We start from the raw sequence: 24,958 nt of genomic DNA, 5'->3' as shown, positions 1-24,958 counted from the left end.
TCGTGCTGGACGACGTACCGACTGCCATGGCCACCTACGAACGACGAACGACCGTCCGGGCACCACTCGAGTCCGTCTGGAACTTTCACAGCACCGTCGCAGGACTCGAAGCGCTGACACCGGACTGGCTCGGACTGCGCGTTGCGGCAGTGATCGGTCCCGACGGCGAGCGGCGGGGAGATCCACAGTCAGTGACCCTCGAGGCCGGCACCGAGATTTCGCTGTCACTCCAACCGTTTGGCCACGGACCGCGCCAGTACTGGACGTCGCGGATTATCGAACGAACCCGCGGGGGCGATATCGCTCGATTCCGAGATACGATGGTCAACGGTCCGTTCGAGCACTGGGAGCACAGTCACACGTTCGCTGGTGACGACGAGCAAACGACGATTATCGACCGAGTAGACTACCGACTCCCGTTCGGCCCGCTTAGCACGTTCGCAACACCGTTTTCGGTGATCGGCTTCGAAGGGATGTTTCGCCAGCGACATCGTGAAACGAGGCGGATACTCGAGGCCGAACAAGAAAACGAAACGCGGGGACGGACGCGAGTCTGAGCCCGGTGTAGCGGTATGTGAGTCGTATGAGGGTGGCAGAAATCGAGAGTTGAACCACGGCCGTTTTGAACACCCAACGAGTACGGCCACGTATGACTGATCGCGCGGACCGTGCAGACGAGTCGGTCGCTCGGCGGACAGTGCTCGGATCGGTGGGTGCGGGCACGGTCGTTGGGCTCGCCGGCTGTCTTGGCGGCTTCGGTGATAGCGATGAACCGGACGAAAACGGCAACGACCGCCATCCCTACGAGGCACGGGTAATCGAGCACGACGGCGGTGAACCGATCGAGTTCACGGACGACCAGAACTGCGCGGTATGTAACATGACACCGGCGGATTACCCGGCCTGGCAGAGCCAGCTAGCTCACGAGAACGGCGACGGCGCGGTGTTCGACACGCCCGGCTGTATGGCCGCGTACGTCGCCGCACCGCCGGTCGACGCACCTGTGGAGGGTGCCTGGACGACGGATTTCGAAACCGGTGACCTGATCGACGCGACCGAGGCTTACTTCGTCGTCGTCACCAACGAGGACGCGGTGAGCGGCGAGACGATGGGGCTCAATCCGCGGCCGTTCGCGGACCGCGAAGATGCGGTCGACTACCTAGACGAGTGGGACGGTGAGGAACTCACCCAAGACGACATCATCGGGTTCGGCGACATCGACCGAACTGTCGCAGATATCTACCGAACTGTTCCGGACGAAGACGCCGGTGAGTCCTGACGTCGCACAGCGCGAAGTGAGGAGACCCAACCGGCAGTCGGTTCAGCTTTCACAACTGGTTTAGTGCCCTCGTGCGGATGAGTGGACGACGTGTACAGGGCAGATCTCGAGGTGACACCGTACGCCGCGCTCGCGTTCGCTATCTTCGCCGCGAGTACCAGCGCCATTCTGGTTCGCTGGAGTCACGCCCCGAGTTCGGTCGCGGCCTTCTACCGCGTGCTTTTTACCACCGTAATCGTCGCACCCATCGCCGTCTACTGGTACCGTGACGAGTTCGGCCGGCTCTCACGGAACGACCTCGGCTTCGCAGTCGTCGCCGGGATCGCGCTCGCGGTCCATTTCGCAACCTGGTTTGAAAGCCTGAATCACACGAGTGTCGCTGCGAGCGTGACGCTCGTCCAGACCCAGCCGATCTTCGTGGCCATCGGCGCGGCGCTCGTCCTCGGCGAACGGGTCAATCGAGAGACGGTGATCGGGATCGTCATCGCGATGGTCGGTGCGGCCGCGATGTCGCTCGGCGATGCGGGCGAGGCACCGATTTCCGATGCGACGATGTACGGCAACGCGCTTGCCATCCTGGGTGCGATCACCGTCGCGGGATACGTGCTCGCTGGTCGGTCGATCCGCCAGCGTGTCTCGCTGTTTCCCTACGTCACCGTCGTCTATACCGCCTGTGCGGTGACGCTCTTGCTCCTCGTCGGCGTACAGGGCCACGATATCGTCGCCTACCCGCCGCGAGAGTGGCTGCTCTTCCTCGGAATGGCGATCGGCCCCGGCATCTTCGGACACACGATCGTCAACTGGGTACTCAAGCACCTCGAGTCGGTCGTCGTCAGCGTGGCCTGGCTCGGCGAACCCGTCGGGGCGACGCTGCTGGCGCTGGGGCTGCTAGCGGAGGTGCCGGACACAATTACGGTTCTCGGCGGTCTAATCGTGCTCGCAGGGATCTACGTGACGACGATCGAACGCGAACGACGGCGACGGCCGGAGTCGGACTGAGCTGGCATACCTCAGCGCCCGCCCGTTCCTACCGGTCTCGCCACTCCGGCCGATTCCGCGGCGGTGCGAGCACCCCCAGCCCCACCGCTGGTTCGTCACTTCGATTTTCAGCCCCGTGATACTCGTTGCTCGAGAACCTGTAGGCGTCGCCTTCCTCGAGCAGGACTTCCTCGTCCTCGAGGATTGCTGTCAGGGTTCCCGAGAGGACGTAGCCGATCTGTTCGTGCTCGTGTTCGTGTGTCGGCAGTGACGCGCCCGGATCGATCCGCCAGTACTTCATGCTCGCGCGCTCGCCCATCGAGAGCGTCCCGAGGAACACGCCGTCTGCGACCTCCTCGGTGACGACATCGCCCGTCTGTCTGTGGTCCATGCCACCAGTCACCAGTACCGTTTCTCCACCGGTCCGATACGTGAATCTTGTTTCAGGATTTGATGACTGTATCCGCCGCCAACGGGCGTATAAAGGATTCCTAGAAACGTTTTATGCCGACCGTTATCGTGCAGTGTACTGCATGGCACAGAGTGACACGAGCGGCGGGGTCCGAGTCTTTCACCTGCCCTTTTCGTTCATGCTGCCACAACGGGTGGCAGCCGAACAGGGCTACTTCGAGGCGGAAGGGATCACGGTCGACCTCTTCGAACGAGACCGGCGACAGGTCGACTGGAAGTACGTGCCGGCAGACTGGACGCTGACCGGCGACGACGACGTGGACCTCTACCCGGTCTGTAAGTGGGAGAGCCTGCGCCGAACCTGGTCGCTCGACGACGGGACCATCGTTGCCCACGGGGCGTTCGCCGACCTCCCTTATACGCTCTATACGCGACCAGAAACCGACATTGAGTCGCCGGCCGACCTCGCCGGCGTCCCCGTTGGCGTCAACCGCCGCACCGGCCAAGAGTACACCGCCGTCAAAGCACTCGAGGAGCACCTCGATCCGGACGAGATCGAACTCGCCCACCACGGGATGCCGACCAACCGCCTGCAGGCGCTTCGGGACGGCGAAGTCGACGCCGTGACGCTACTCGACCCCCACAGTACCCTCGCCGAGCACCTCGGCTTCCAGCGGGTACTCGAGTTCGAGAATCACATCGGCATCGTAGCGAGTGATAGCCTTGCCGAAGACGACCTCGACGCGTTCATGCGCGCCTACGAGCGCGCTGTAGATGCGATCAACGACGATCCGCAGGCGTTCCGCGACGAGTATCTCGCGATGCTCGAGTCCGACGCTGAGGTTGCGCCGGATCTCTTTGTGGACGTCGACCTCGAAGCGATCCGGGAGTCAGTTCGGGTACCCGAGTACGAGGTACCCGAGTTCGCAGGGCCGTCCGAACTGGACGGGGAACTCGAGTGGATGAAGGATCGGGAGTTGATCGACAGCGAGGCGGAGATTGGGACGATCGTGGCACCGTCGAAACAATGAGTACCGATACCGACACCGAGACTGATACCGGCTCTGGCACAGCAATGGACATCGAGACCCAGCAAGCGGCACTAGACGAGTTGCACGGTAGTCCGGAGCGCACGGACCGCGCCAACACCGACGGTGACCGTGACGGCAACCGTCCTGTCCTCCGCGCCCGCTTCGAGCACAACGGAAGCCCCCGCTACATGCTCTACACCATCAAGCGGTTCGGCTTCGACCACGACCGCGACTTCCACCTCGACGTCGAACTCGTCTCGGACGAACTCAAGGACGGCTTGGAAACCGTCGAGGCCAAACTCCACGGCGGGGATGCAGACCTGATCGACATCGACTACATCTCGACGGCACGCGAGCGGGCGAACGGCGCGCCGATCGTCGCGTTTCACCCCTATGGGCGGACCGTCGGCGGGCTCGTCGTCCCCGAGGAGTCGCCGATCGAGGACATTTCGGACCTCCCCGGCCATCGGGTTGGCGTTGTCCGCCGGCTCGACAAGAACTGGATTCTCACGCGGGCTGCCTGCCGCGAGTTCCACGGCTTCGACCCCGAGGACGAGGCTACGTCGGTCGAGGCGGGCTCGAAAGTCGGGCTGACCCAAATGCTGCACGACGGCGACGTCGACGCGGCACTTCAGTTCTGGCAGATCATCCCCGAAATCGTCGAGACCGGCCCCTACCGCGAGGCAGTACCGATGGCCGATCTCGTCCAGCAGCTGTCGGGTGTCGAGCAGACGCTGCCGATCTCGACGTTCCTCACGAGCGAAGACTACCTCGCCGAAAATCCCGACGCCATCAGCGGGTTCAAGCGCGCCTACGCGGATGCCGTCGAGCGGTTACAGACGGACGACAAGCTCTGGGACGAACTCGGCGAGCAGTTGATGTACGAGAACGAACCGACTGTCGTCCACGGCATTCGCGATCACTGGCGGGAGATGGTTGTCACCGACTGGGACGCGGAAACAGTCGACGCGATGGAGCGGCTGTTCGACCACCTGCTTGACGTCGCCGGCCCCGAGGCGCTCGGCGTCGATCATATTCCGGACGACCTGTTCCGACTGGAGGTGTCCTCGCGATGACGGATACAGACACCGACACAGACACAGAGACGAACACAACCACCGTCGACTTCCAGCTCAACTGGGAACCGAACGGCTTCCAGGCTCCCTACTTCCTCGCACGTGACCGCGGCTTCTACGAAGACGAAGGACTCGACGTGCGGTTCGTCGAAGGCCACGGCTCGCCCTTCGCCGCCGAGCAGGCCGCGAAGGGACGCGCCGAGTTCGCCCTCGCTGGCGCGAGCGCCGTCCTTTCGATTCAGAGCCGCGGCCTCGACCCGCTCGCCGTCGCCGCCGTCACCGGGAAGACGCCGGCCGCGATCTACACCTTCCGGGACGAGTTCGGCGAGCCGCTGACCGACCCCGACCAACTGCGAGGCTGCACCATCGCGCCGTCTGCGACCAAGACGAGGATTCTGACGGCGCAGCTACTCGAGGACGAGGGCATCAGCGACGAGGTCGATCTGCTCGGCGTCGACGACCACACCCACCACCGAGTCCAGCACAAACTACTCGACGGGCGCGTCGACGCCGCTGTCGGTGTCGTGACGAACGGCTACGAGCTCGAGGCCGAGCATGACCGACAGGCCGACGAACTCCCGATTGGAGATCACCTCGGCGTTTACGGCATGATGCTCGTCACGAGTCCCGAATTCGCCAGCGAGGAGCCCGAGACGGTCCGCTCGTTCCTGCGAGCGACGGCCTGCGGCTGGGCGGCTGCGACGACGGATCCCGACGCGGCGATCGACGTGCTGGTCGAACGAAACGCGACACTCGAGCGGAGTCGCCCGGTCGAACAGCGAAAGTTCGAAACGGCGGCGACCGAGCTCCAGTTCACCGACCGCACTCGAGAACAGGGCTGGGGACTCCACGACGGCGAGCGCTGGCGGACGCTTGGGCAGACGCTCGCGGAGACGGACCTCCTCGAGGGTGAGATCGATCCCGACGCGGTCTGGACGAACGACTTCATCGACACGGACGACGAGGTAATCGGAAGCTACGCAGAACGCGTTGGCAAGCCAGCGGAGACGGAGCCACGGACCTGAGACTGATTCCTATGGACGCAGTCGACCACATCAACATCGACGTCGACAATCTCACTCCCTGCTATGAGTTCTACCGCGACGAACTCGGACTCGAGGTTCGCCGTCCGCCCTCGGACTTCAAAGGTGAACACGCCATGTTCCAGGTCGGCGACACCGTCGTCACGCTGGCCGAAACCGGTCGCGCCGACGGCTGGGACGAGCGCAGACTGGACCACCCCCTCGACAAGGCACACATTGCCTTCGAGACCGACCGCGAGGAGTACGAGCGGCTGCTGGCCGCCCTCGACGAACAGTTCCCGAAGCAAGGACCCTACGACTGGGACGAGTTCGAGGGGTTCTACTTTCTCGATCCGGACGGGAACTTACTCGAGGTGATTACCTACGAGTCGCCAGCGGGCGAGCGCGAGCGGCCGCTGCTCACGCACGACGACGTCGAATAGCAGTTACCATCACTCCGTCGGCAGTTCAGTCTGCACCGCCTGCCCGCTCTCGCGTGCCTCGAACTCGAGTAGCTGCTGTTTCGTCGTGACGCCGTCGGCCGCCGAGTAGCCGGTGAGCGCGCCGTCGCTGCCGACGACGCGGTGACAGGGCACGACAATCGGGGCGGGGTTGCGGCCACAGGCCTGGCCAACGGCGACAGGACTCGTGTCGAGGTCGGCTGCGAGGTCGCCGTACGTCCGCGTCTCGCCGTAGGGAATAGCCGCCATCGCGGCCATCACGTCGCCGGTAAGGCCGTCGAGATACGTCACGTCCAAGTCGAATGTGCGGCGGTCGCCGCGTTCGTACTCCCGAACCTGATCGCGGATCTCCGCGGGCGACTGGGTGACGACCGACTCGTCGAACTCGAGTTCGGTGTCGAGTAGTGCTACATTCATCGGTGTTGTCGTCTCTTGGGTTCTCTGGCGCATAAGTGTCGCCGCGACGGGGAGCCGCGATCCAGTTCTCACTCGGCTGGATTGCGCGTCGGTGCTTTTGGCGGCAGTCGTCCAACCGGCACCTATGGTCGCCGACAGGGGTGAGGGCCAGTTCGGGTCCGAGTCCGAATCCGAATCCGAATCCGAATCCAAGTCGGAGTGTGAGTGGGCGTCCAGTCCAACCGGCCGAACCGCCGTGATCCTCGCAGGCGGCTACTCGCGTCGCTTCGGCGACGCGGACAAGGCCGTCGCCGAACTCGCAGGCACGCCGATGATTCGGCACGTTGCCGACCGGCTGGCCCCCGTCGTCGAGACGGTGGTCGTCAACTGCCGAGCGGAACAGCGGCCAGCGATCCGTGAGGCGCTCGCAGACGGTGTCGACCCGATGTTCGCCGTCGATCCCGTCCCGGGCCGCGGACCGATGTCTGGTATCCTGACCGGGCTCCGGGCGACCCACACCGACGTAGTTGCCGTTGTCGCGTGTGATATGCCGTTCGTCGATCCGGACTTCGTCTCGTCGCTGTTCGCGCAACTGTCGAATGCCGACGACACCGTAGATCCGGAGGCGATCGTTCCTCAACTCGAATTCCGACACCTGCAGCCCACTCAGGCCGTCTACCGAACCCAACCGATGATTGACGCCTGCGAACGCGCTCTTGCCCGTGGCGACTCTCGTGTGCAGGATGCACTTGCCGAACTCGAGTCGGTCGTCCTCGACGAGCACGAGGTTCGCGAGCGGACGGTACTCGAGTCGTTTGAAAACGTGAACACGCAAGCGAAGTTGGAGGCGGTGGCGAAGCGTTTGTAGTGTTGGGTGGTGACGGTGGGCGTGAATCCCTACAGGTTTAGGTTAGCACGTGCCTGTGACGGCGTCGAGTGTTGGCTGATCACGTCGTCCGCCTGCTGGCGGATTTCGTCGTCGATTTCCTGGAAGCACCCGGTCGCAAACGTGCGCTCGCCGTTGTCTTTTTGCGCGTGGACGTGGACGACGGAGGCATCGGCTTCCTCGGCCTCGGCTGCTGCCTTCCCAATCTCTTCGGGCGTCTCGGGGAGGTGTGGCGTCGCTTCCTTGCCCTGCACGCCACCGGTCAGCGCGGCGGTGATGATGACGGGGTCACCGGCGAGGTATAGTAGCCACTGCAAGTCACTGGCGGGCTGCCCTGTGTTCCCGTACCCAGCCGGAACCTCGTCCGCGTGCTCGAGATATATTTCGCAGTGTTGATCGTGTGCCAGCTCGTAGCGGTCGTTGCAGATATCGGCTCGCATTGGCTGGATAAACTGCTTTGCGGCCTCGCAGTAGGCGCGTGATTCGTCGAACTGGCGGTCGCTCGTTTCACTTCGATACTCCAGAAACGGACAGGTCATGCTACGCTGTTTTAAATGTCCAATGTTACCAACCCACACCATATTCAGCGCAGTGACGAGACGGACGCCAACGGCGGTAACACTGGCGTAACCAGGTGACACAACCGTGGACAAACGTCTCAAGGGCTGAGATTCTACGGGCAGTATGTCACCGACGACACCCGGCCTCCATCACGTGACCGCAATCGCTGGCGATCCGCAGGAAAACGCCGACTTCTACGTCGACACGCTCGGCCTTCGGTTCGTCAAGCGGACGATCAACCACGACGATACGGGCACATACCACTTCTACTTCGGCGACGAGGGCGGCACGCCCGGAACGAACATTACCTTCTTCCCTTGGACCGACCGCGGACGACAGGGAGAGTTCGGTGCCGGGCAGACGCAGGCGACGGCGTACCTCATCCCCACCGACTCGGTCGACTACTGGCAGGATCGACTCGAGAGCGCGGGCCTCGATGTCGACCGAACGGAGCGATTCGACGACCCGGTGCTCGGTGTTTCGGACCCCGACGGTATCCGACTCGAACTCGTCGCACCCGGCGGCGACGTGATCGCCGAGAGCGACGCGACACCGTGGGAAGACGGACCTGTACCGACAGACCACCAGCTTCGCGGCTTCCACAGCGTCACGCTCGCCGTAAGCGAGTTCGGACCGACAGAGACGATTCTGACCGACGTGCTCGGCTACGAACTGGAAGCCGAAACCGAAGCCGAAGCCGAAGCCGACGCTAATACTGTCACCGGCTCGGCGTCCAATACGTCAGGCACGAGTACGAACGGGCGACGACGATACCACAGCGCAGCCGGCGGCCCCGGCTCGATCGTCGATCTGGTCGAGACCGACGCCGGTCGCGGCCGGATGGGTGTCGGCACGGTTCACCACGTCGCGTTCGAGGCAGCCGATCTCGACGAACAGGAGCAGTGGCGCGAGGCCTACGCTGACCAGGGTCTCAGGCCGAGCCGGGTCATCGACCGGAAGTACTTCCAGTCAATCTATACCCGCGAACTTGGCGGCATCCTCTTCGAGATGGCAACCACCGGTCCGGGCTTCACAGTCGACGAAGCGTACGAATCACTCGGCTCCGACCTCGTACTTCCTTCGCAACTCGAGGAGGAGCGCGACCAGATCGAATCGCAACTACCGCCGTTCGACGAACCGGAGGTGACATCAGCCGATGAGTGAGGGCTCGTCGTCTGGCGACGGCTCGGAGACTGGCGGTTCAAACACAGGACACGCACCAGCACCCGCTCCGTTCCGCTTCGAGTACTCCCCGCCGACCATCCGCTTTGGCCAGAGGAGTGTGGGTGAACTGGCGAGCGAACTCGAGTCTCTCGGCTGTGAGCGGGCGCTGGTCGTCTGCGGCTCGACGGTCGGGAGCACATCCGAGGTGATCGACCCGGTCCGGGACGGCCTCGGAGAGCGACTCGCGGGTGTCTTCGACGAGACGACGCCGGAGAAGCGACTCTCGACGGTGTTCGACGGACTCAAGCGCGTGCGTGAGACGGAGGCTGACGCAATCGTCGCGCTGGGCGGCGGCAGCAGCCTCGACATTGGAACGGTCATTGGGGCGCTCGCGGCGGACAACCGCTCGCGTGGGGAGATTGCCAGCGAGTTCGCCGAATCGGGTACGGTCACCGTCCCCGAGTCGGGGCTGGTCCCGGTCGTCACGATTCCGACGACGCTCGCCGGAGCGGAGCTCTCGCAGGTCGCTGGCGTAACCGCAGCGCCGGACACCGACGATACCGGACGCGTCGACGAAGAAATCGGCGGCGGCATCTCCGCGCCCGAACTGATGCCCGCGACGGCAGTCTACGACCCCGATATCGTCGCAACCACGCCCGAGTCCGTGCTCGCCGGCTCTGCCATGAACGGCTTCGACAAGGGACTGGAAACGATTTACGCCGCCAACGCAACGCCGGTCACCGACGCGACGGCCGCCAGCGGCCTCGGCGTACTCGAGTCCGGCCTGCGCGCGTACGGCCACGGCGAGCGCGACACCGAGACGTTCGAGCAGATTCTCGAGGGCATCCTGCTGGTGCAGTACGGCATCTCGCGGCCGGAGGGAACGACGCTCTCGATCGTTCACGCCTTCGGGCACGGACTAACGCACACTTCCCCCGTCCAGCAGGGAGCGGCCCACGCCGTCGTCGTCCCGCACGTACTCGAGTACCTGTTCGAACAGGACGGCGTCGACGCGCGGGCTCGGCAGTTGGCGGACGCGCTCGGGGTTGGCGACGCCGCCGATCCGGGTGCGGCGGTGGTCGAGCAGGTGCGCGAGGTTCGGGACGCGCTCTCGCTTCCCACCCGCTTGCGGGACGTGGACGGTCCCGAAGCCGACGAGTTCGAGGCCGTTGCGGAGGTGGTTCTCGCGGACCGCTTCATGGCGAACGCGCCGCCGGGACTCGATCCCTCGGCTGCTGAACTCGTGGCGGTACTCGAGTCGGCGTGGTAAGCGCACCCGTCAACTATCTGGATCGCTGATTGTTACTCATACATTCTTGAGAAACAAAGATTGCTGAAGCGACGGCGTGTCCTCGGTGCAGTCGGCGCTGCAGGAGTCCTCTTGGCTGTCTGAGTGCTGCAGACGAGTCGCAGAATCGGGCTGCCGACGAAGAAACGTCGATCACCGCATCCCGGAGTGGGCTGCGTAGAGAAAGCCACAGCTGACGCCGATCAGCGCGGGGAGCCAGTGTGCCGTCACCGCGAGCGAGCCGGTGTCACTCGAGACGAGCCAGGCGAACACCGGGAGTCCGATTGCGAGACCGACGAACTCGCGGCGGCACCCTCGGGAAGTGTCCAGCCGTCGTCGTCGTCGCCGTCGCCGTCCCTGTCGTCGCTGTCCCCGTTACCATCGATGTCGTCGCGAAACGATTCGATGACCGGGAGGGCCGAAGTCATACAGTGAAACGAGGATACGGTCGATCGGAGAAAGGGTTTGTATTCTGACAGCGAGCGGTCAGCCCTCCTCGACGTACGACGGCCGCTCGGCGTACTCGATCGGATCGCGAACGCCGGTTCGCTGGAACGCCTGCAGCCGGTACGCACAGGCGTCGCAGGTCCCACAGGCTGGCTGATCGTCCCGGTAACAGCTCCAGGTGTGTTCGTAGGGGACTTCGAGTTCAGTGCCATGGGCCGCGATATCCGTCTTCGACCACTCGACGAACGGCGCTTCGATCGAAATCTCGGTCTCCGGTTTCGTCCCCACGTCGGCGACCCGCTCGAACGCCTCGAAGAACTCGGGCCGACAGTCCGGATACCCCGAGAAGTCCTCACTGTGCGCACCGATGAAAACCGCCTCGCAGTCGTTCGCCTCCGCGTAGGAGACCGCCATCGCGAGCAGGTTCGCGTTCCGGAAGGGAACGTACGAGGACGGAATCTCGTCGCTCTCCATATCCGCATCTGCGACGGCCATCTCGTCGTCGGTCAGACTCGAGGCCCCGATCGCCGAAAGGTGACCCGTCTCAATCTGAAGGAAGTCGTTCGCCTCGAACTCGTCGGCCAACTGGCGGGCGCACTCGAGTTCTCGCGTTTCGGTTCGCTGGCCGTAAGATGTGTGGAGGGCGTAGATGTCGTAGCCCTGATCGCGAGCCTCGGCGGCGGCGGTGGCGCTGTCCATGCCGCCGGAGAGGAGGACGACGGCGCGTTTGGGGGTGGAAGTGGGGTTCGTGTCTGCTGTCGATTCGGTGTCGCTTGCGTCGGTCGCTGTCATTTCGTGAGCCATTGGTCGAGATCAGGTTTCGGGGGCGTCGTTCCAGAGGTCGACGTGCAGTCGCGGCGTGTACCGGAAGCCGTGCTCCATCGCGAGGTCGGCGACACGCGTTCGAGTTTCGGCGAGGCGGTCGCGGGTCGCCCCCTCCGGCATCAGGAGCACGTCGTCGTCGCGAATCGGCACGTCGGCTGCCTCTCGCAGGTCTGCGAGCAGGTCGAGGATTTCGGGCATGTCGTCGGCGTCGGTGACGACGAACTTCAACTGGAACGTATAGTCCTCGACGAGTGCGGCAAGTGCAGCCATGTCGATGCGGTTTGCCTCGTGGCGCTGCTCCCACTCGCCATCACCTTGGTTCGCGGCACCTTGCGATTGGGGCTCACCGTTCCGAGATTCCGCTGGAACCTCGCTTCGCGGATCGCGCTCCGGCGTCGGCGTACTGCTCGCGAGTTTCGGGCTGATCGAGGCGAGATCGATCGGCGCGTCGCGGTGAATTGTCCCGTTCGTCTCGACTGTCGTGTGGTAGCCACGTTCGTCGAGTTCCTCGAGAAGCGCAACGCTAGCGTCGTGCAGCAGCGGTTCCCCGCCAGTGAGGACGATGTGGTCGGCATCGTGGGACTCGATTTCGTCGAGAATCGCGTCGAGATCCATCCAGGCGTGTGTTGGTTCCCAGGAGGTGTGATAGGAATCACAGAACCAGCAGCGAAGGTTACACCCGCTGGTACGGATGAAGATCGACGGGACGCCCGCGAGGGTTCCCTCACCCTGCAGCGAGTAGAACAGTTCGTTGATGGGCAGGCCCTCGCCCGTCGACTCGGTGTCCGGTTCAGCGGACATCTCTCGATCGGTCGAGTTGGAAACCGGCATCGTCGATCAGAGGTGGCTCCCGCCACAGAGTTCGTGTGTTTCGTTCACCCGGACGGCGACATCGGTGACGTTCTCACCGAGTTCGGCGAGCAGTTTCTCCTCAAGAAGGACGCTCATCACCTCGGCGGTCGGCGGGTGTTCGAGGACGACTATCCCATCCTCGTCACCGGCGGTTTCGAAGGCCTCGACAAGGGGGTCATCAGCCTGCAGCAGGAACTTGTGATCCCACTCGTCTATTACTGCAGTAATATCTCCCTTGTCCGCGACCCAGCCCTCCTCGGTGAGGGTCCCCTTGACGGTCACCGACACTTCGTAGTTGTGGCCGTGAGGTCGCGCGCACTTGCCGTCGTGATGGAGGATGCGATGGCCTGTACTGATTCTGATCGGGCGGTCCTGACCGACGTGGAGCGTGCGCGTGCGGCCGACGATGTCGTGTGCACCGGTAGCAGATCCGTCTCGGTCGTGGTTCGATGCGCGTTTAGTCATATCCTGGTATTCCCGAGAGAATACTTAAGTCTGGTCGAACGGACCGTTGGCCGGGAATGCTGTGGTCGGTATCCGTAGTCACTACGAAAACCAGCGTCGCAACTCCCACGACGATGCTGAGAGCAGTTGAGAACCCCAAACTCGTCAGTTCTCGAGTTTGTCCTGTAACCTGTTTTTTGCCTCGGTGCGTCGCTTCTGGGAGAACGACGGCTGCTCGTCGCAGAAGTCGACTTCGAGCTCGTCGACCGTTCGCCGATAGATGTTCGTTCGCCGCCCCTCCTCCGAGAGTTGGCGACCCTCACACGTGAGGAGTCCCGCATCAACGAGTTCCTCAATGCGCCGATAGCAGGTTGCAATCGGGATTTCGATATCTTCGCTCAATGCCTGTGCCGACTTTGGGGTCCCCGCCGCGCAGAGAATTTCGGCACTGTACTTACTCCCGAGTGCCGAAAGAACCGCAGTCGAATTGACTTCCGTTCGTTTCGTCCGACGAGACATTGTCCATCCATTGCTAATTATCAGAATTGAATCTTGTGGTTATCCAGAGTGACACAGAAATTGATTGGTCAGTACTCTTGGTTGATTATTCCGCGACATCTTCGAGGTACATTTGGGTCACCGACGCGAACCCTTCTGTATGAACGTCGCGGTCGTCACAGTCGGTGACGAATTGCTTGCCGGACGAACAGTAAACTCGAACGCTACCTGGCTCTGCAAACGACTCGCCGAGCGCGGTGTCACCGTCGAGCGCGTCACGACGCTCCCCGATCGCATCTCGGATATTGCCCACGTTGTCAACGAGTATCGCGCGGCCTACGACGCGGTAATCGTCACCGGCGGCCTCGGCCCAACACACGACGACGTGACGATGGCCGGCGTCGCCGCCGCACTCGGGCGCGACCTCGCCGATCACGAACAGGCACACACCTGGCTCGCGAACGAGGGCTACTCCCGCGATGACCTCACCGATGGGACCACCGACCTCCCCGCTGGCGCGCGAGCCCTGCACAACGAGATCGGCGTCGCACCCGGCGCAGTACTCGAGTCCGTCTACGTCCTCCCCGGGGTGCCCGCAGAGATGAAGGCGATGTTCGAGACGGTGGCCGACGAGTTTGCGGGTACACCGACGTATCGCGAGGTTGTCGTGGCGGATGAACCGGAGAGTGCGCTCCTCGAGCGAATCGAGGAGCTTCGGTCGGCCTTCGACGTGTCTGTGGGAAGTTATCCGGGCGAGTCGGTTCGGGTTGCGATCGAGAGCACCGACGAGGCAGTTGTCCGGGAGGCGGCGGCGTGGCTCCGCGAGCGGGTTGAAAGTCGAGCGTAGGCCGCGTAACTCCCGGACGCTTGAGAGAGTACTGGAGCGGATGGGCGCAGCCGGGCCTGCGTGGCTGAGACTACTTATCTGTAAAAGTAGACGACCCAGCCGACGGTGATCAGGAGGCTCAGGATCAGGGCCACCCAACCGCTCATCGGCATCGCTGGTTCGGCGTCGAGGACGTAGGTCAGTTCGTTCATAGACGGCGTTCTATCCCGATCCCTCTTAATTTTTGAGAAACGACGCAGCGACGCCGGTTTTGCCGGTTGCTACGATGGGTGTCACCGCATCCGTGAGGGAGACCGACAACTGCGCACGGGGAACCGATCGGACGGCTTTTTGAACAACCCGCCGTAGCCCACGTATGGACGCACTCGGCGTCGTCGTCAACCCCATCGCGGGAATGGGTGGACGGGTCGGACTCAAGGGAACCGACGGCAAACTCACCGAGGCTCGCGAGCGCGGTGCCGAGCCACGCGCTCCCGAGCGGGCGCAAGAAGCACTTACCACCTTCTCTCGGCACGCACCGGACGTTCCGATCTACACCGCCGCCGGCATCATGGGCGAGTTCGCCACGCGCGATGCTGGTTTCGAGCCACAGGTCGTCTATGATCCCAGCGACGAGTCCGAACGCGTGGGGGAGTCGGCCGGCACGCCACCCGACCCGACCGTCGACCCCGCCGACGCCGAGACTACCGCGACCGATACGCGACGCGCCGTCCGCGCGCTACTCGAGTCCGGTGTGGATCTCGTGCTGTTCGTCGGCGGAGATGGAACGGCTGTCGATGTGGCGGAGGTACTCGGGACTGAAGCTGAGGACCAGACACCGATACTCGGTGTGCCCGCCGGCGTCAAGATCTACTCCTCCGTCTTCGCGGTCACACCACGGGATGCCGGCCGGATCGCAGCCGAGTTCGAGCGCGTCGAGTCCCGCGAGGTCAACGACATCGACGAGGCGGCCTACCGCGAGGGCGAGGTTCGCTCGGAGCTGAAGGCCGTCGTCCCGGTCCCCGTCGCGCCGGACGTCCAATCGAGCAAGCAACTCTCGAGTGGCTCCGTCGACGCACTAGCAGCAGGATTCGCGCGCGAGGTGGAGCCGGAGCGGACGTACGTCTTCGGGCCGGGTGGCACGGTCGGGACAATCGAGTCCGAACTCGGAATCGAACCGTCGCCGCTGGGGGTGGACGTCTGGCGGGCTGGGAGTGCGGACAGCGAGGTCGACGGTGACGAACAACTCCTCGCAAGCGACGCCGCCGAAGCCGACATCCTCGACGTACTCGAGTCACCTGTCACTGTCGTCGTCTCGCCGATCGGCGGCCAGGGGGTCATCTTCGGCCGCGGCAACCACCAGATTTCGCCGGCCGTACTCGAGCAGGCCGACGAGATCGCCGTCGTCGCCGACGCGGAGAAACTAGCCGAGATTCCCGCACTTCGTGTCGATACGGACGACGAGACAATCAACGAGGAGCTTCGAGGCTGGCAGCGCGTCCGGACGGGGCGGTTTACTACCCGGCTCGTGAAGGTTGTTTGAGAAGGAACCTGTTTAAGGAGTGGTGGCAAAGCGGGGTCAGGAACAGACTCATATAACGACGGCAGTCACACATAATGGGTGTATAGTCAATATTAAGGTCGGCTCGGTCCTACGGACTGCGCATGGAAACGCGGAAAGTTCAACGGCTTGGGCCATCCACGCTGGCGATGACCCTCCCCGCCGAGTGGGCGTCCGAACACGGCGTCGAAAAGGGCGACGAGGTGTCGCTGCGAACCAGCGGAAAGGGCACGCTGACGGTGATGTCCGAGTCCGCAAGCTCCGAAGAGACAGAGGCGATCATCCACGCGGACAACCTCGATGCCGGGGCTGTCGAGCGCGCCATCGTCGCCCAGTACGTCCTCGGTCGGCGCGTGATCCGCATCGAGCGCGAGGAGGGTGCACTCGAGTCGGCTCACATCAACGCGGTCTATCAGGCCGAAACCCAGCTCATGGGGCTGGGTGTGATCGAGGAGACGCCGGAGAGTATCTCGATTCGGTGTTCGGTGGACCCGGAGGACTTCACGCTCGACAATCTGCTGGAGCGACTCGAGCGGACCGGACAGACGATGCGCGGTGAGGGGATTAAGGCGTTGGCTCACGGCAACACAGATCTCGCTCAGCGGGCACTCAACCGAGAGCGACAGGCGAATAAGATCTTCGTCCTCCTCTTGCGGCTCATCTTTACGGCCTACCAGAACCCAAACCTCGCGCGTGCAGTCGGCCTCAACAGCGGCTTCCCGTTGATCGGTTACCGCTCGATCGCGAAGAACCTCGAACTGACAGCGGACAACGGCGAGGACATCGCGGAGATTGTCATCGAGACGAACGGTCACACGCTCGACGTCGAGGGTTCGGTGATTCGAGATATCCGCGAACTGAACGAACTGGTCGACGAGATTACCTCGCTTGCTGTCGAGTCGGCGGTTGAACGTGATTACGACAAGTCAAACGAGGTTCGAGCGCTGTTCCACGAGATCGCAGACCGAGAACGCGAGATTCTCGACGAATTGCCGGAGATGTCGAACGAGGAACTGCTACGCGTCCGCGAGGTACTCGTCAGCCTCCAGCAGACGGCCCAGTACGCGATGCGTAACGCCGAGATTGCAGCGAACCTCGCACTGAACGAGGAGTCCGAGCACACGACGATTAACTGAACCCACCGAACGGGAAGCGCCGAGCGGGTGTGTCTCCGGGCCGTGTCACCCGTTCTCGCTGGCCGGAATAAGTGCAATTAAGAGACCCCATCGACAACCTGTCGAGCATGGCTACGCACACGGAGTCGACGACAGACAAGGGCGTTGGACTGGCGCTCGCACTCAGCGCGGTCGCGGTACTTGGCGCACTGTTGATGGTCACGGACATCGAAGCAGCCTGGGGCTTTGCCGGCGCAGTCCTCTTTAGCGCGCTCGCAGTCGTTGCGATCCACCTCTACTGGGAGTGATCGACCGCCATCGAGACGAATTGCCCTATCAATCCGTCCTGATCGATAGTGCTGTTTTTAGGACAGGAGCGGACTCTCTCACTGGGACGGCCGTCAAGAGTTAAGAGCGCCGACCGCCTAGAGAGTGTACGGACGATGACCGATTACTCCGACGAAGAACAGCGGATCATCTCGTATCTACGCGAGAGCGCTGCCCGTGGCGAACGGTACTTCCGGGCGAAAAATATCGCTGATGCGATCGGACTTTCGTCGAAACAGGTCGGCGCACGCCTTCCCCACCTTGCGGAGAAATCTGAAGATGTCGATATCGAGAAGTGGGGGCGGGCTCGGTCGACCACGTGGAAAGTAACGGTTCGCTCCTCGACAGCCTGATTCGGGCCGCCACCTCAACTATCCGTTGGTGACCCGAACACAGTCCACAGTGTGTCGTAGCCGTTGGCAAGACGCCACGACACACATCCCGAACCGTGCTCGATTGTGTTACCGTTGGACACGCTACCGCTAGCGCCTGTCCACGGTCTTTTTACCCACAACGCACACAGGTAGTGCCATGACTGTACGGGTCGATCGGTCGTTCGAACTTTCGGCACCCCCCGAACGCGTCTGGGACTTCATCGCCGACCCCGCGAACCGCGCGCGGTCGATCAGTGTCGTCGACGAGTACACGGTCACCGACAACGCCGGGCGACACGTCACCTGGCACGTCGAACTCCCCATTCCGCTCGTCCGTCGTACCGTCAGTGTCGAAACCGAAGACGTCACTCGAAAACCACCAGAGTACGTCAAATTCGTCGGCGATTCTTCCGTCCTGCACGTCACCGGCGAGCACGAAATCGTTGAAACCGAAACTGGCTCTCGTCTCGAGAATCACTTCGTCGTCGACGGTAAACTCCCCGGCGTTGAACAGTTCTTCAAACACAATCTGGACGACGAACTCGAGAACCTTCGGTACGAACTCGAGCGCGACCTACAGACGACACAGTGAGTCCAGATAGCAGGATGAGTGATGAAGCGACTCGGATACGCGGGTCCGCTCGCGCAGACGACACAGAGACGTCTCGTCTGCTCACACGCCTGTGTTAGTCATAGACAGACATCATTCCGGTCGGCTGACCGCTGACTTTTTGTGCTAGCGTGCCAAATGATGGGTGCCGGTATTGGCGCTTTTCACGTCATCGCCGGCAAGCGCGTCTCCGGCCCGACACTGCTCGTTCCCGGGACGAGCACCCCACTCCCGTCTCTTCGTCCGCATCCTTCCTTTCGCCCCTTCGCCTTTCATCCGGTTGTCGTCTACGTGCCGACGAACAGCAACACCTCGAGACTGCCGGGTTCGATAGCGGCGGCTCACTCGTTGCTGACGGTGGCTGCACTCAGTCCAGAAGAGGACACTGTTCCTCACAACAAAATAGAAGCAACTGCGGCTGCGGGCTGCTCGACGCAGATTGGGTTAGTCGTCTCGGGTGACGATGTCAGCGGAAAGCCCCTGTGCCATCTCGATCTCCTTGGAGTTGTTCATCGTCCAGGCGGTACGCTCAGTGACGGCTTCGATAGCCTCACGCGCGGATGGGTAACCATTGCCGGACTTCTTCACGCCGCCGAACGGGAGCTGGACCTCTGCGCCGATACACGGCAGGTTCGCGTACGCCAGACCGATCTCCGCGCGGTCGCGGAAGTAGTTGATCTGACGATAGTCCTCGGAGATAATGGCTCCGGCGAGGCCGTATGGCGTGTCGTTGTGGATCTCAACTGCGTCCTCGATGTCGCCGTCGTACTCCAGAAGGGCAACGTGCGGGCCGAAACATTCCTCTTTCAGACAACGCAGATCGCTGTCGTACTCGATTTCGTAGACGAACGGGCCGACCCAGTTGCCCTCGTCGTGACCCTCGGGAATCTCGTCGTCCTCGAGTTCGAAGCGGTCGACGAGGACAGCTGCGCCTTCCTGCTCTGCCAACTCGTTGTGCTTCTTGATCTTCTCGACGTGTTCGGGCTCGATTGCCGGGCCCATGAAGGTGTCCTCCTGCAGGGGGTCGCCGACGGCGACGTCTTCGGCAATGTCGACGTAGCGTTCCTTGAACTCGTCGTAGATGTCCGTGTGCACAATCAGGCGCTCGCTCGAGACACAGCGCTGCCCGGTCGTCTTGAAGCTCGACATGATCGCCGAGTGAACGGCGATGTCGAGGTCGGCTTCCTCGGTAACGATAATACCGTTCTTGCCGCCCATCTCGCAGGCCGCGAGTTTGCCGGGTTCGCCGCCAACCTTGCTGGCTATCTCCTGGCCGACTTCGGCTGATCCCGTGAAGAGAACGGTGTTGACGCGCTCGTCGTCCGTAATGGCCGCGCCGGCGTCACCGAAGCCTTGGACCATGTTGAAGACGCCATCCGGAATACCGGCGTCCTCGAACATCTCGGCGATGATCTGACCGCACCACGGCGTCTGCTCTGCTGGCTTCCAGACGACCGTGTTCCCCTCGACGAGGGCGATGGCCATGTGCCAGAACNCGTCTGCTCTGCTGGCTTCCAGACGACCGTGTTCCCCTCGACGAGGGCGATGGCCATGTGCCAGAACGGGATTGCAACCGGGAAGTTCCATGGCGTGATGCAGCCGATGACGCCACGAGGCTTCCGGCGCATGTACACATCTTTCGAGCCGACTTCGCTCGGTACCACGTCCCCGTGCGGGTGTCGCGCGTTACCCGCTGCCCACTCGACCATGTGCCAGGCCTCGGCGACATCTGCTTTCCCTTCGGAGATCTCCTTGCCACACTCCTTGGAGATTATCTCACCCAACTCGTCGTGGCGCTCGCGCAGTTCGTGGTAGATGTCCCAGAGGTATTCCGCACGGTCGATGTGGGAGAGCTCTCGCCACTCCTCGAACGCGTCGTTCGCTGCAGCGAGGGCGGCGTCGACGTCATCTTCAGTGCCGCGCTGGAATGCTGCCAGCGCCTCCCCCGTCGCCGGATTCTCGCTTTCGAACGTTTCCGAGCCGCTGCCATCGGTCCACTCGCCGCCGATGTAGTGCTGGTTCACCTGCTCTGTTGCTTGCTGGCTCATACTCGAGTGGACAACGAGCGACGTGAAAACGCTGCTGGTGGCAGCATCTCGAAGCTGGTGGGTTCCCCGGTTTGCATCGGCATCGGCATCGGCATCGGCTTCGACTTCGGGTTCCAGTCTGCGTTCAAGCGTCCGAGATCGAGTTCCGATTCTGACGCCACTCAGTTCTGATCGAGTTCTCTCACCGCGTCGTCGTTGTGGCGAGACTGTGGCGTAGTTGATTGTCGGTCTGACTCGCCAGAGTCAGCACTGTTGCTCACACTGGAACCAGCAGCCTCGGAGGAGTCGGCGTCGAACACGCGCTCGAGTTCGCGGTCCAGTTCACGCTCGGTGAGCCCGCCACGGGCATACTGTTCGCGCAAGGACTCGAGTTCGGTGTCGCTCGACGCATCGGTTGCCTCGCTGGCAGTGGTGTCGAGCGTATCGGCAACAGTTGACGCGGCCGCCGGCTGTGTGTTGTCGTCAGCAAACTCCCCGGCGACGACGAACGCGAGAGCGAGGGAATCAGGGAGGCCGAACACAGCGAGTGAGCTTGGAATTCCTGCAGTGAATGCAGCCACGACGACCAGCGGGAATCCAAGAACGAGTGCGAGGAGGGCGGCTGCCGTCCCGTTGTCCATTGGCCGCGTTTCGAGTGGTGAACGTGAAAGACTCTCGACGAGATGGTGGCTGTGGATCGTGACGCGTTCGAGGCGTCCCTACTGACCACTCAGATCCGCTGCCTTCTCGAGTTCACTCCGGAGTAAGGTCGAGTCGAACTCGTGATCCGGACGGAGCCGAACGAAGTCGAGGAAGCGACGCGCCGAGAGCAGTTCCGACGGTCCATAGACCGACGAGGCGGCGAGGACGGCCTTGCGAGCGCCGATTCGGGGCTCCAAGATTGCGAGGGCACAGGCGAGGTCGTAGGCGGTCGTCTCCACAACACGATCCTCGTGGACGCTGGTCGCATCGATAAAGTACAGGTCGCCGTCACACAGCAAGATATTCTCGTCGCGGAGGTCACCGTGAGCGAGTCCGTGGTCGTGCAGCGTCGCGAGCATCTCGAACAGTTCCGGCGCGCGGGCGGCAACCTCCCGGTCCGAAACCGTGTGCAGCGATTCGAACTCGGGGAGGTACTCGAGTACCAGCACGCCGAGGCCGTTGACTTCGAATGCTTCGATGGGTCGGGGGGCGTTGATGCCGATGGCGCGCATGCGCTGGGTGGCTTCGTACTCGTGTTCGACCATTTCGCGGGGCGTATCGAAGCGGTCGAAGAAGCCTTCGGTACCGGAGGAAACAGCACCGACGTTGCGGCCGGTCGTCAGAAGCGCGTGGACGAGCGCGTTCTGGCGGGTGACGATCTTGACGAACCACTCCTCGTCGATGACACAGGGGGTCGAAAGCCAGTTGTCGGCTTCGAGGAACTCGACGCGGACGGCGTCACGATCGTGTCGTTCCGCCAGCGTGCGGATGACGCGCTCGATGCGTCCCCACTCGACCGTGCCGCGTGCGAGCTGGCGGAGATCCATTACTAGAGATGGTATGGGCTCGGAGTTAAATGCGTCTCGAAGTGTCTCCACCGAGACGTGTCTCCCACAACACTTGTCCGCCCGTTCGATCGTCACGGGAACAGAAGTGTGGGCGACTGGATTGGTGCATGCAGCACGTGCGGGCGCACCTAAGCAGTACTGTTTTCATCGTTGCTCTAGGAGTACGACATAGAGCTAGCATGGACGCTGTGGATGACCTTGGTGATGCGATCGACGTGACGCGGGAGTTGCTGGTGCCGGTTCGAGTCGGTCGCTGGCTCAAGCTGGCGCTCGTCGTCCTCTTCGTCGGCGGCGGTCTGGGTATGAGCGGTGGCGTGCCGGCCGGAGACATCGAACCCCTGCTCGATCAGCCGACGCCGGCAGTTGAGACGGATGTCGACACCGTTCCGGACGAGGTGATTGCCGTTCTCGGGCTGTTGGTCGTGGCTGGCTTTCTTCTCTGGATTGTGTATGCGATTATCGGCGCGGTTATGGAGTTCGTCTTCATCGAGTCGCTTCGGTCGAATGCGGTCCACGTCAGGCGTTACACGCGAGAACACATCGGACGAGGATTACGGCTGTTTGCCTTCAGAGCGGGCGCATTACTCCTGCTGACTGGTGTTTTCGGAGTCGTTGTACTGGCCGTGTCCGGCGGTGTTCCAGACGCGAGTTCACTCGCACTTGCTGGCATCCTCTCGATTCCGCTGTATCTCATCTACGCGGTTGTGATGCGTTTTACATCTGAGTTCGTCGCGCCTGTCATGCTTCTCGAGCACCGGGGTGTATTGAGCGGCTGGCGGCGGTTTTGGCCGACCGTCACCTCGAACTGGGGAAACTACACCGTCTATCTGGTGTTAGTGTGGGTCCTGCAGTTCGTTCTCAACATCGTCGTCGGTTTCGTCCTCGTGATCAGCGCGCTTATCGTCGCGATCCCGTTCGTCGTTCTGGCTGTGCTCGCGTACGTTATGGGCGGTGTCGGTGTCTACCTCGCTGTCGCGATTGGTTTCGTCGGACTCCTGGGAGTGATCGCAGTGTTCGCGCTCATCCAGATGCCCATCCGGACCTACTTCCAGTACTACGCGCTGCTCGTTCTTGGCGACACCAACCCCGAGCTTGATCTCATCCCAGACCAGCGCCGCGTTGCACGAACGGGTGAGAACGGTGTCACTGGTGCGGGTGAGACCGTTTCCCCAACCGATGGCTGGGAGCTGACTGGACCGTCGACCGACACCGATGGTGCAAACGCAGAGCCAGCGGGTACGGGTTCGAATTCGGATTTGGATACGACTACAAGTACGGATACAACTACTGGAACGAAAACAGAGACAAGCGGTGTTCAGGATCCAAACACCACTTCCGACAGTAACCAGGGAAGATCCGTCGACGATGCTGGCTTCTGGGGTGACAGCGAACCCACCAGCAACTGGGATATCACAGACCGGAGTGAGCCCGATCAAACGGATACGGAGCGCAGTGAGGACAGTACCGAGAGAGACGACAACAGGGCGGATAGCGAAACCGGCAACGATACCGATGCTGACGCAGACAGCGACGACAGTCGCGGCTGGTGAGCACCACACACCCCTCTCATCTACTGCAACCCCGCCATCCCGTTTATCTCATCAGTCGGTGACGTATCCCGAGAACCGATGGGACCACCGACACTCGAGGTCGCGTTGCCCGGACTGGACTCGAGTACCGACTGGCCCACGCCCAGCGTTGAGTCCGTCCTCAAAATCGGATCGGGGAGCGGATTTGGTGGGAGTCGTGGGAGTAGTGTATTCAGCGGGGGCGGACTGGCCGGGAGCAGTGACGGATTCCGAGGGGGCGTGTTCATCGTTGGATGTTGTCTGATCCTGCTCGGTGTCGTCGGCGTTCGATACGCGCCGGCGATCGTTCGTGCGCAAGCGAGAGAAGGGATGACACCGGTCGAGGACGAACAACTCGAGGAGACGGATCGGATTCGTGTGACGAAGGGGACGAGCGTAGGGTTTCTGGTCGTCGGTGTGGTGCTCGTCGTTTATGCGAGTGGCGTCGTCTGAGGAGCGCTGTTAGTTGATCGTAGAGAGGATGCCGTCATCGTCATCATCCTCAGTATCGTCTTCACCGTCACCTGTCTCGTCGTCGTTGTCGCCAGCTGTATCGTCCTGGCTGTCACCGTCGTTTGCGTCACCGTCGTCGCCGTCACTGTCGTCGTCACCGTCATCAGCCGTATCATCGCCCCCATCACCGTTCTCCCCATCTTCGTCCGTCTCCTCGTCGATCCCAGGAACGACGCCGTCCATGAGCGCGAAGATGTTCTCCTCCTCTTGCCAGTCTAGATCTCGTGGATAGACGCCGATAGTCACAAGCAGGTCTTCACCCGCCTCGACTGCCTCGGTGAGATGGAGTGCGACATCGATGTCGGTTCCATCGAAGGATGCCTCCGCCGAGAAGCGAGACTGTGTGGTTGTCTGATCGACGACAGTTGCTGAGGACTCCTCCTCGAGTTCGACGTTGTTGATATCGTCGTAGTTGCTCGCAACCAGTTCGACGAGTTCGTCCGTAGACATGTCTGAGACTGGATTGACTTGCTGGCCCAGAACGGAAACCTGCGGTGTCGAGAGCACGATGAAGACGGCACCGCGTTGACGCCCGAGTGGGCCCATATCGACTGCCTTCTCGTGTTCAGTCATGTAGTTCGTCACCACAACCTCTTCGGTCGCGATGCTGGCACCAACCTCTTCGCGGACGACGAGGTCGTCGATCTGCGTCTGTTCGTATCCCGTCTCTGACCGGACGGATTCGTCGACACCCGCTGGTGCTGCCTCGTGAGTCGCAAGTCCAACGAGATTGAGACACCCAGCGAGTCCGGCAAGGCTGGCGGTACCGATCCCACCCAGCATGGTTCGACGATTCAGGTCCATAGGGGAAATCTCACGTTGGTTCATAAGTGTTTATTGCTGTCTCTTATACACATCTCTGATGGCG

General features: G+C 62.4%; 28 protein-coding genes and 2 pseudogenes. 18 read left to right on the top strand and 12 right to left on the bottom strand.

Annotated elements, in window-relative coordinates:
• Positions 1-26 precede the first annotated feature (26 nt).
• The 3 genes from C482_RS16710 to C482_RS16700 all read left to right on the top strand — a co-directional run bounded on the left by C482_RS16710 (position 27) and on the right by C482_RS16700 (position 2,278).
• On the top strand, positions 27-557 hold the full coding sequence (locus tag C482_RS16710) for an SRPBCC family protein (RefSeq protein ID WP_006168938.1): 531 nt from the start codon (positions 27-29) through the stop codon (positions 555-557).
• A 92-nt stretch (positions 558-649) separates the two neighbouring features.
• Complete coding sequence (locus C482_RS16705; protein WP_006168937.1) at positions 650-1,279, top strand: nitrous oxide reductase accessory protein NosL; 630 nt, start codon at positions 650-652, stop codon at positions 1,277-1,279.
• Between the two features lie 90 nt (positions 1,280-1,369).
• A complete protein-coding gene (locus C482_RS16700; protein ID WP_049896920.1) occupies positions 1,370-2,278 on the top strand; it encodes a DMT family transporter in 909 nt (302 codons plus the stop codon).
• A 28-nt stretch (positions 2,279-2,306) separates the two neighbouring features.
• Here the strand turns inward: C482_RS16700 and C482_RS16695 are convergent, their stop codons facing one another.
• On the bottom strand, positions 2,307-2,648 hold the full coding sequence (locus C482_RS16695) for a cupin domain-containing protein (protein ID WP_006168935.1): 342 nt from the start codon (positions 2,646-2,648) through the stop codon (positions 2,307-2,309).
• A gap of 142 nt (positions 2,649-2,790) precedes the next feature.
• On the opposite strand from C482_RS16695, the gene C482_RS16690 reads away from it, so the two are divergent.
• Genes C482_RS16690 through C482_RS16675 form a run of 4 tightly spaced genes read left to right on the top strand, consistent with a single transcriptional unit; the run spans position 2,791 to position 6,240 of the window.
• Positions 2,791-3,699, top strand: coding sequence for an ABC transporter substrate-binding protein (locus C482_RS16690; protein ID WP_006168933.1), 909 nt, complete (start codon positions 2,791-2,793; stop codon positions 3,697-3,699).
• The gene (locus C482_RS16685) at positions 3,696-4,775 is read left to right on the top strand and encodes an ABC transporter substrate-binding protein (RefSeq protein WP_006168931.1); all 1,080 of its coding nucleotides are present in this window, start codon (positions 3,696-3,698) and stop codon (positions 4,773-4,775) included. Before C482_RS16690 ends, C482_RS16685 begins: the two co-directional genes overlap by 4 nt.
• On the top strand, positions 4,772-5,800 hold the full coding sequence (locus C482_RS16680; RefSeq protein WP_006168930.1) for an ABC transporter substrate-binding protein: 1,029 nt from the start codon (positions 4,772-4,774) through the stop codon (positions 5,798-5,800). The genes C482_RS16685 and C482_RS16680 overlap by 4 nt, the downstream gene beginning before the upstream one ends.
• A gap of 11 nt (positions 5,801-5,811) precedes the next feature.
• The gene (locus tag C482_RS16675; RefSeq protein WP_006168928.1) at positions 5,812-6,240 is read left to right on the top strand and encodes a VOC family protein; all 429 of its coding nucleotides are present in this window, start codon (positions 5,812-5,814) and stop codon (positions 6,238-6,240) included.
• Positions 6,241-6,249: 9 nt separating this feature from the next.
• Here C482_RS16675 and C482_RS16670 read toward each other — a convergent pair whose 3' ends face one another.
• A complete protein-coding gene (locus C482_RS16670) occupies positions 6,250-6,675 on the bottom strand; it encodes a methylated-DNA--[protein]-cysteine S-methyltransferase (protein ID WP_006168927.1) in 426 nt (141 codons plus the stop codon).
• A gap of 124 nt (positions 6,676-6,799) precedes the next feature.
• Between C482_RS16670 and C482_RS16665 the strand changes: the two genes are divergently transcribed.
• Positions 6,800-7,522 (top strand): molybdenum cofactor guanylyltransferase, encoded by a 723-nt coding sequence (locus C482_RS16665; protein WP_006168926.1) that lies wholly within the window; start codon positions 6,800-6,802, stop codon positions 7,520-7,522.
• Positions 7,523-7,584: 62 nt separating this feature from the next.
• On the opposite strand, the pseudogene C482_RS22890 reads toward C482_RS16665, so the two are convergent.
• Positions 7,585-7,857, bottom strand: a pseudogene (locus tag C482_RS22890) (3-keto-5-aminohexanoate cleavage protein); the annotation flags it as partial.
• A 367-nt stretch (positions 7,858-8,224) separates the two neighbouring features.
• Between C482_RS22890 and C482_RS16655 the strand changes: the two are divergent.
• Positions 8,225-9,265 carry a ring-cleaving dioxygenase gene (locus C482_RS16655; protein WP_006168924.1) on the top strand — a complete coding sequence of 347 codons (1,041 nt, stop codon included), beginning with the start codon at positions 8,225-8,227 and terminating at the stop codon, positions 9,263-9,265.
• Positions 9,258-10,535: an iron-containing alcohol dehydrogenase family protein gene (locus tag C482_RS16650; RefSeq protein ID WP_006168923.1), complete on the top strand. Its 1,278-nt coding sequence runs from the start codon at positions 9,258-9,260 to the stop codon at positions 10,533-10,535. The genes C482_RS16655 and C482_RS16650 overlap by 8 nt, the downstream gene beginning before the upstream one ends.
• A gap of 245 nt (positions 10,536-10,780) precedes the next feature.
• Here the strand turns inward: C482_RS16650 and C482_RS16645 are convergent, their stop codons facing one another.
• From C482_RS16645 to C482_RS16625, 5 genes are all read right to left on the bottom strand, one after another.
• Positions 10,781-10,981 (bottom strand): hypothetical protein, encoded by a 201-nt coding sequence (locus tag C482_RS16645; RefSeq protein ID WP_006168921.1) that lies wholly within the window; start codon positions 10,979-10,981, stop codon positions 10,781-10,783.
• A gap of 58 nt (positions 10,982-11,039) precedes the next feature.
• A complete protein-coding gene (gene queC / locus C482_RS16640; RefSeq protein WP_086009516.1) occupies positions 11,040-11,792 on the bottom strand; it encodes a 7-cyano-7-deazaguanine synthase QueC in 753 nt (250 codons plus the stop codon).
• A gap of 21 nt (positions 11,793-11,813) precedes the next feature.
• Entirely contained in the window at positions 11,814-12,656 is an 843-nt protein-coding gene (locus tag C482_RS16635) for a 7-carboxy-7-deazaguanine synthase QueE (protein ID WP_006168919.1), read from the bottom strand.
• Positions 12,657-12,662: 6 nt separating this feature from the next.
• Positions 12,663-13,142, bottom strand: coding sequence for a 6-pyruvoyl trahydropterin synthase family protein (locus C482_RS16630; RefSeq protein ID WP_006168918.1), 480 nt, complete (start codon positions 13,140-13,142; stop codon positions 12,663-12,665).
• Between the two features lie 144 nt (positions 13,143-13,286).
• Positions 13,287-13,640, bottom strand: a complete 354-nt coding sequence (locus C482_RS16625; protein ID WP_006168917.1) for a winged helix-turn-helix domain-containing protein — start codon at positions 13,638-13,640, stop codon at positions 13,287-13,289.
• 139 nt (positions 13,641-13,779) lie between these two features.
• On the opposite strand from C482_RS16625, the gene C482_RS16620 reads away from it, so the two are divergent.
• The 6 genes from C482_RS16620 to C482_RS16595 all read left to right on the top strand — a co-directional run bounded on the left by C482_RS16620 (position 13,780) and on the right by C482_RS16595 (position 18,414).
• On the top strand, positions 13,780-14,466 hold the full coding sequence (locus tag C482_RS16620; RefSeq protein WP_006168916.1) for a competence/damage-inducible protein A: 687 nt from the start codon (positions 13,780-13,782) through the stop codon (positions 14,464-14,466).
• Positions 14,467-14,821: 355 nt separating this feature from the next.
• The gene (locus tag C482_RS16615; RefSeq protein WP_006168914.1) at positions 14,822-15,988 is read left to right on the top strand and encodes an ATP-NAD kinase family protein; all 1,167 of its coding nucleotides are present in this window, start codon (positions 14,822-14,824) and stop codon (positions 15,986-15,988) included.
• Between the two features lie 122 nt (positions 15,989-16,110).
• Positions 16,111-17,142, top strand: coding sequence for a phosphate signaling complex PhoU family protein (locus C482_RS16610; protein WP_006168913.1), 1,032 nt, complete (start codon positions 16,111-16,113; stop codon positions 17,140-17,142).
• Between the two features lie 107 nt (positions 17,143-17,249).
• Complete coding sequence (locus C482_RS16605; RefSeq protein ID WP_006168912.1) at positions 17,250-17,429, top strand: DUF7525 family protein; 180 nt, start codon at positions 17,250-17,252, stop codon at positions 17,427-17,429.
• A 135-nt stretch (positions 17,430-17,564) separates the two neighbouring features.
• On the top strand, positions 17,565-17,801 hold the full coding sequence (locus C482_RS16600) for a DUF7123 family protein (protein WP_006168911.1): 237 nt from the start codon (positions 17,565-17,567) through the stop codon (positions 17,799-17,801).
• Positions 17,802-17,979: 178 nt separating this feature from the next.
• Positions 17,980-18,414 (top strand): CoxG family protein, encoded by a 435-nt coding sequence (locus C482_RS16595; RefSeq protein WP_006168910.1) that lies wholly within the window; start codon positions 17,980-17,982, stop codon positions 18,412-18,414.
• A 462-nt stretch (positions 18,415-18,876) separates the two neighbouring features.
• Here the strand turns inward: C482_RS16595 and C482_RS16590 are convergent.
• From C482_RS16590 to C482_RS16580, 3 genes and pseudogenes are all read right to left on the bottom strand, one after another.
• Positions 18,877-20,480: pseudogene (locus C482_RS16590) on the bottom strand (aldehyde dehydrogenase family protein).
• A gap of 161 nt (positions 20,481-20,641) precedes the next feature.
• Complete coding sequence (locus C482_RS16585) at positions 20,642-21,100, bottom strand: hypothetical protein (RefSeq protein WP_006168909.1); 459 nt, start codon at positions 21,098-21,100, stop codon at positions 20,642-20,644.
• A gap of 78 nt (positions 21,101-21,178) precedes the next feature.
• Positions 21,179-21,988 (bottom strand): RIO1 family regulatory kinase/ATPase domain-containing protein, encoded by an 810-nt coding sequence (locus C482_RS16580; RefSeq protein WP_006168908.1) that lies wholly within the window; start codon positions 21,986-21,988, stop codon positions 21,179-21,181.
• 200 nt (positions 21,989-22,188) lie between these two features.
• Between C482_RS16580 and C482_RS16575 the strand changes: the two genes are divergently transcribed.
• Complete coding sequence (locus tag C482_RS16575) at positions 22,189-23,559, top strand: DUF7544 domain-containing protein (RefSeq protein ID WP_006168907.1); 1,371 nt, start codon at positions 22,189-22,191, stop codon at positions 23,557-23,559.
• 78 nt (positions 23,560-23,637) lie between these two features.
• Positions 23,638-24,030: a hypothetical protein gene (locus C482_RS22770; protein WP_006168906.1), complete on the top strand. Its 393-nt coding sequence runs from the start codon at positions 23,638-23,640 to the stop codon at positions 24,028-24,030.
• Positions 24,031-24,039: 9 nt separating this feature from the next.
• Here the strand turns inward: C482_RS22770 and C482_RS16565 are convergent, their stop codons facing one another.
• On the bottom strand, positions 24,040-24,894 hold the full coding sequence (locus tag C482_RS16565; RefSeq protein ID WP_006168905.1) for a DUF6517 family protein: 855 nt from the start codon (positions 24,892-24,894) through the stop codon (positions 24,040-24,042).
• Positions 24,895-24,958 lie beyond the last annotated feature (64 nt).

The organism is Natrialba chahannaoensis JCM 10990 (assembly GCF_000337135.1).
Taxonomy (GTDB): Archaea; Halobacteriota; Halobacteria; order Halobacteriales; family Natrialbaceae; genus Natrialba; species Natrialba chahannaoensis.
Note: the sequence above shows the minus strand (reverse complement) of the source record. Positions and strands in the feature narration are given on the sequence as shown.

What these genes read in the sequence shown, in the direction of transcription:
- C482_RS16710 (WP_006168938.1), top strand. Translation starts at nt 27, where the DNA reads ATGGCCACCTACGAACGACGAACGACCGTCCGGGCACCACTCGAGTCC.
- C482_RS16705 (WP_006168937.1), top strand. Translation starts at nt 650, where the DNA reads ATGACTGATCGCGCGGACCGTGCAGACGAGTCGGTCGCTCGGCGGACA.
- C482_RS16695 (WP_006168935.1), bottom strand. Translation starts at nt 2,648, where the DNA reads ATGGACCACAGACAGACGGGCGATGTCGTCACCGAGGAGGTCGCAGAC.
- C482_RS16690 (WP_006168933.1), top strand. Translation starts at nt 2,791, where the DNA reads ATGGCACAGAGTGACACGAGCGGCGGGGTCCGAGTCTTTCACCTGCCC.
- C482_RS16685 (WP_006168931.1), top strand. Translation starts at nt 3,696, where the DNA reads ATGAGTACCGATACCGACACCGAGACTGATACCGGCTCTGGCACAGCA.
- C482_RS16680 (WP_006168930.1), top strand. Translation starts at nt 4,772, where the DNA reads ATGACGGATACAGACACCGACACAGACACAGAGACGAACACAACCACC.
- C482_RS16675 (WP_006168928.1), top strand. Translation starts at nt 5,812, where the DNA reads ATGGACGCAGTCGACCACATCAACATCGACGTCGACAATCTCACTCCC.
- C482_RS16670 (WP_006168927.1), bottom strand. Translation starts at nt 6,675, where the DNA reads ATGAATGTAGCACTACTCGACACCGAACTCGAGTTCGACGAGTCGGTC.
- C482_RS16665 (WP_006168926.1), top strand. Translation starts at nt 6,800, where the DNA reads ATGGTCGCCGACAGGGGTGAGGGCCAGTTCGGGTCCGAGTCCGAATCC.
- C482_RS16655 (WP_006168924.1), top strand. Translation starts at nt 8,225, where the DNA reads ATGTCACCGACGACACCCGGCCTCCATCACGTGACCGCAATCGCTGGC.
- C482_RS16650 (WP_006168923.1), top strand. Translation starts at nt 9,258, where the DNA reads ATGAGTGAGGGCTCGTCGTCTGGCGACGGCTCGGAGACTGGCGGTTCA.
- C482_RS16645 (WP_006168921.1), bottom strand. Translation starts at nt 10,981, where the DNA reads ATGACTTCGGCCCTCCCGGTCATCGAATCGTTTCGCGACGACATCGAT.
- queC (WP_086009516.1), bottom strand. Translation starts at nt 11,792, where the DNA reads ATGACAGCGACCGACGCAAGCGACACCGAATCGACAGCAGACACGAAC.
- C482_RS16635 (WP_006168919.1), bottom strand. Translation starts at nt 12,656, where the DNA reads ATGCCGGTTTCCAACTCGACCGATCGAGAGATGTCCGCTGAACCGGAC.
- C482_RS16630 (WP_006168918.1), bottom strand. Translation starts at nt 13,142, where the DNA reads ATGACTAAACGCGCATCGAACCACGACCGAGACGGATCTGCTACCGGT.
- C482_RS16625 (WP_006168917.1), bottom strand. Translation starts at nt 13,640, where the DNA reads ATGTCTCGTCGGACGAAACGAACGGAAGTCAATTCGACTGCGGTTCTT.
- C482_RS16620 (WP_006168916.1), top strand. Translation starts at nt 13,780, where the DNA reads ATGAACGTCGCGGTCGTCACAGTCGGTGACGAATTGCTTGCCGGACGA.
- C482_RS16615 (WP_006168914.1), top strand. Translation starts at nt 14,822, where the DNA reads ATGGACGCACTCGGCGTCGTCGTCAACCCCATCGCGGGAATGGGTGGA.
- C482_RS16610 (WP_006168913.1), top strand. Translation starts at nt 16,111, where the DNA reads ATGGAAACGCGGAAAGTTCAACGGCTTGGGCCATCCACGCTGGCGATG.
- C482_RS16605 (WP_006168912.1), top strand. Translation starts at nt 17,250, where the DNA reads ATGGCTACGCACACGGAGTCGACGACAGACAAGGGCGTTGGACTGGCG.
- C482_RS16600 (WP_006168911.1), top strand. Translation starts at nt 17,565, where the DNA reads ATGACCGATTACTCCGACGAAGAACAGCGGATCATCTCGTATCTACGC.
- C482_RS16595 (WP_006168910.1), top strand. Translation starts at nt 17,980, where the DNA reads ATGACTGTACGGGTCGATCGGTCGTTCGAACTTTCGGCACCCCCCGAA.
- C482_RS16585 (WP_006168909.1), bottom strand. Translation starts at nt 21,100, where the DNA reads ATGGACAACGGGACGGCAGCCGCCCTCCTCGCACTCGTTCTTGGATTC.
- C482_RS16580 (WP_006168908.1), bottom strand. Translation starts at nt 21,988, where the DNA reads ATGGATCTCCGCCAGCTCGCACGCGGCACGGTCGAGTGGGGACGCATC.
- C482_RS16575 (WP_006168907.1), top strand. Translation starts at nt 22,189, where the DNA reads ATGGACGCTGTGGATGACCTTGGTGATGCGATCGACGTGACGCGGGAG.
- C482_RS22770 (WP_006168906.1), top strand. Translation starts at nt 23,638, where the DNA reads ATGGGACCACCGACACTCGAGGTCGCGTTGCCCGGACTGGACTCGAGT.
- C482_RS16565 (WP_006168905.1), bottom strand. Translation starts at nt 24,894, where the DNA reads ATGGACCTGAATCGTCGAACCATGCTGGGTGGGATCGGTACCGCCAGC.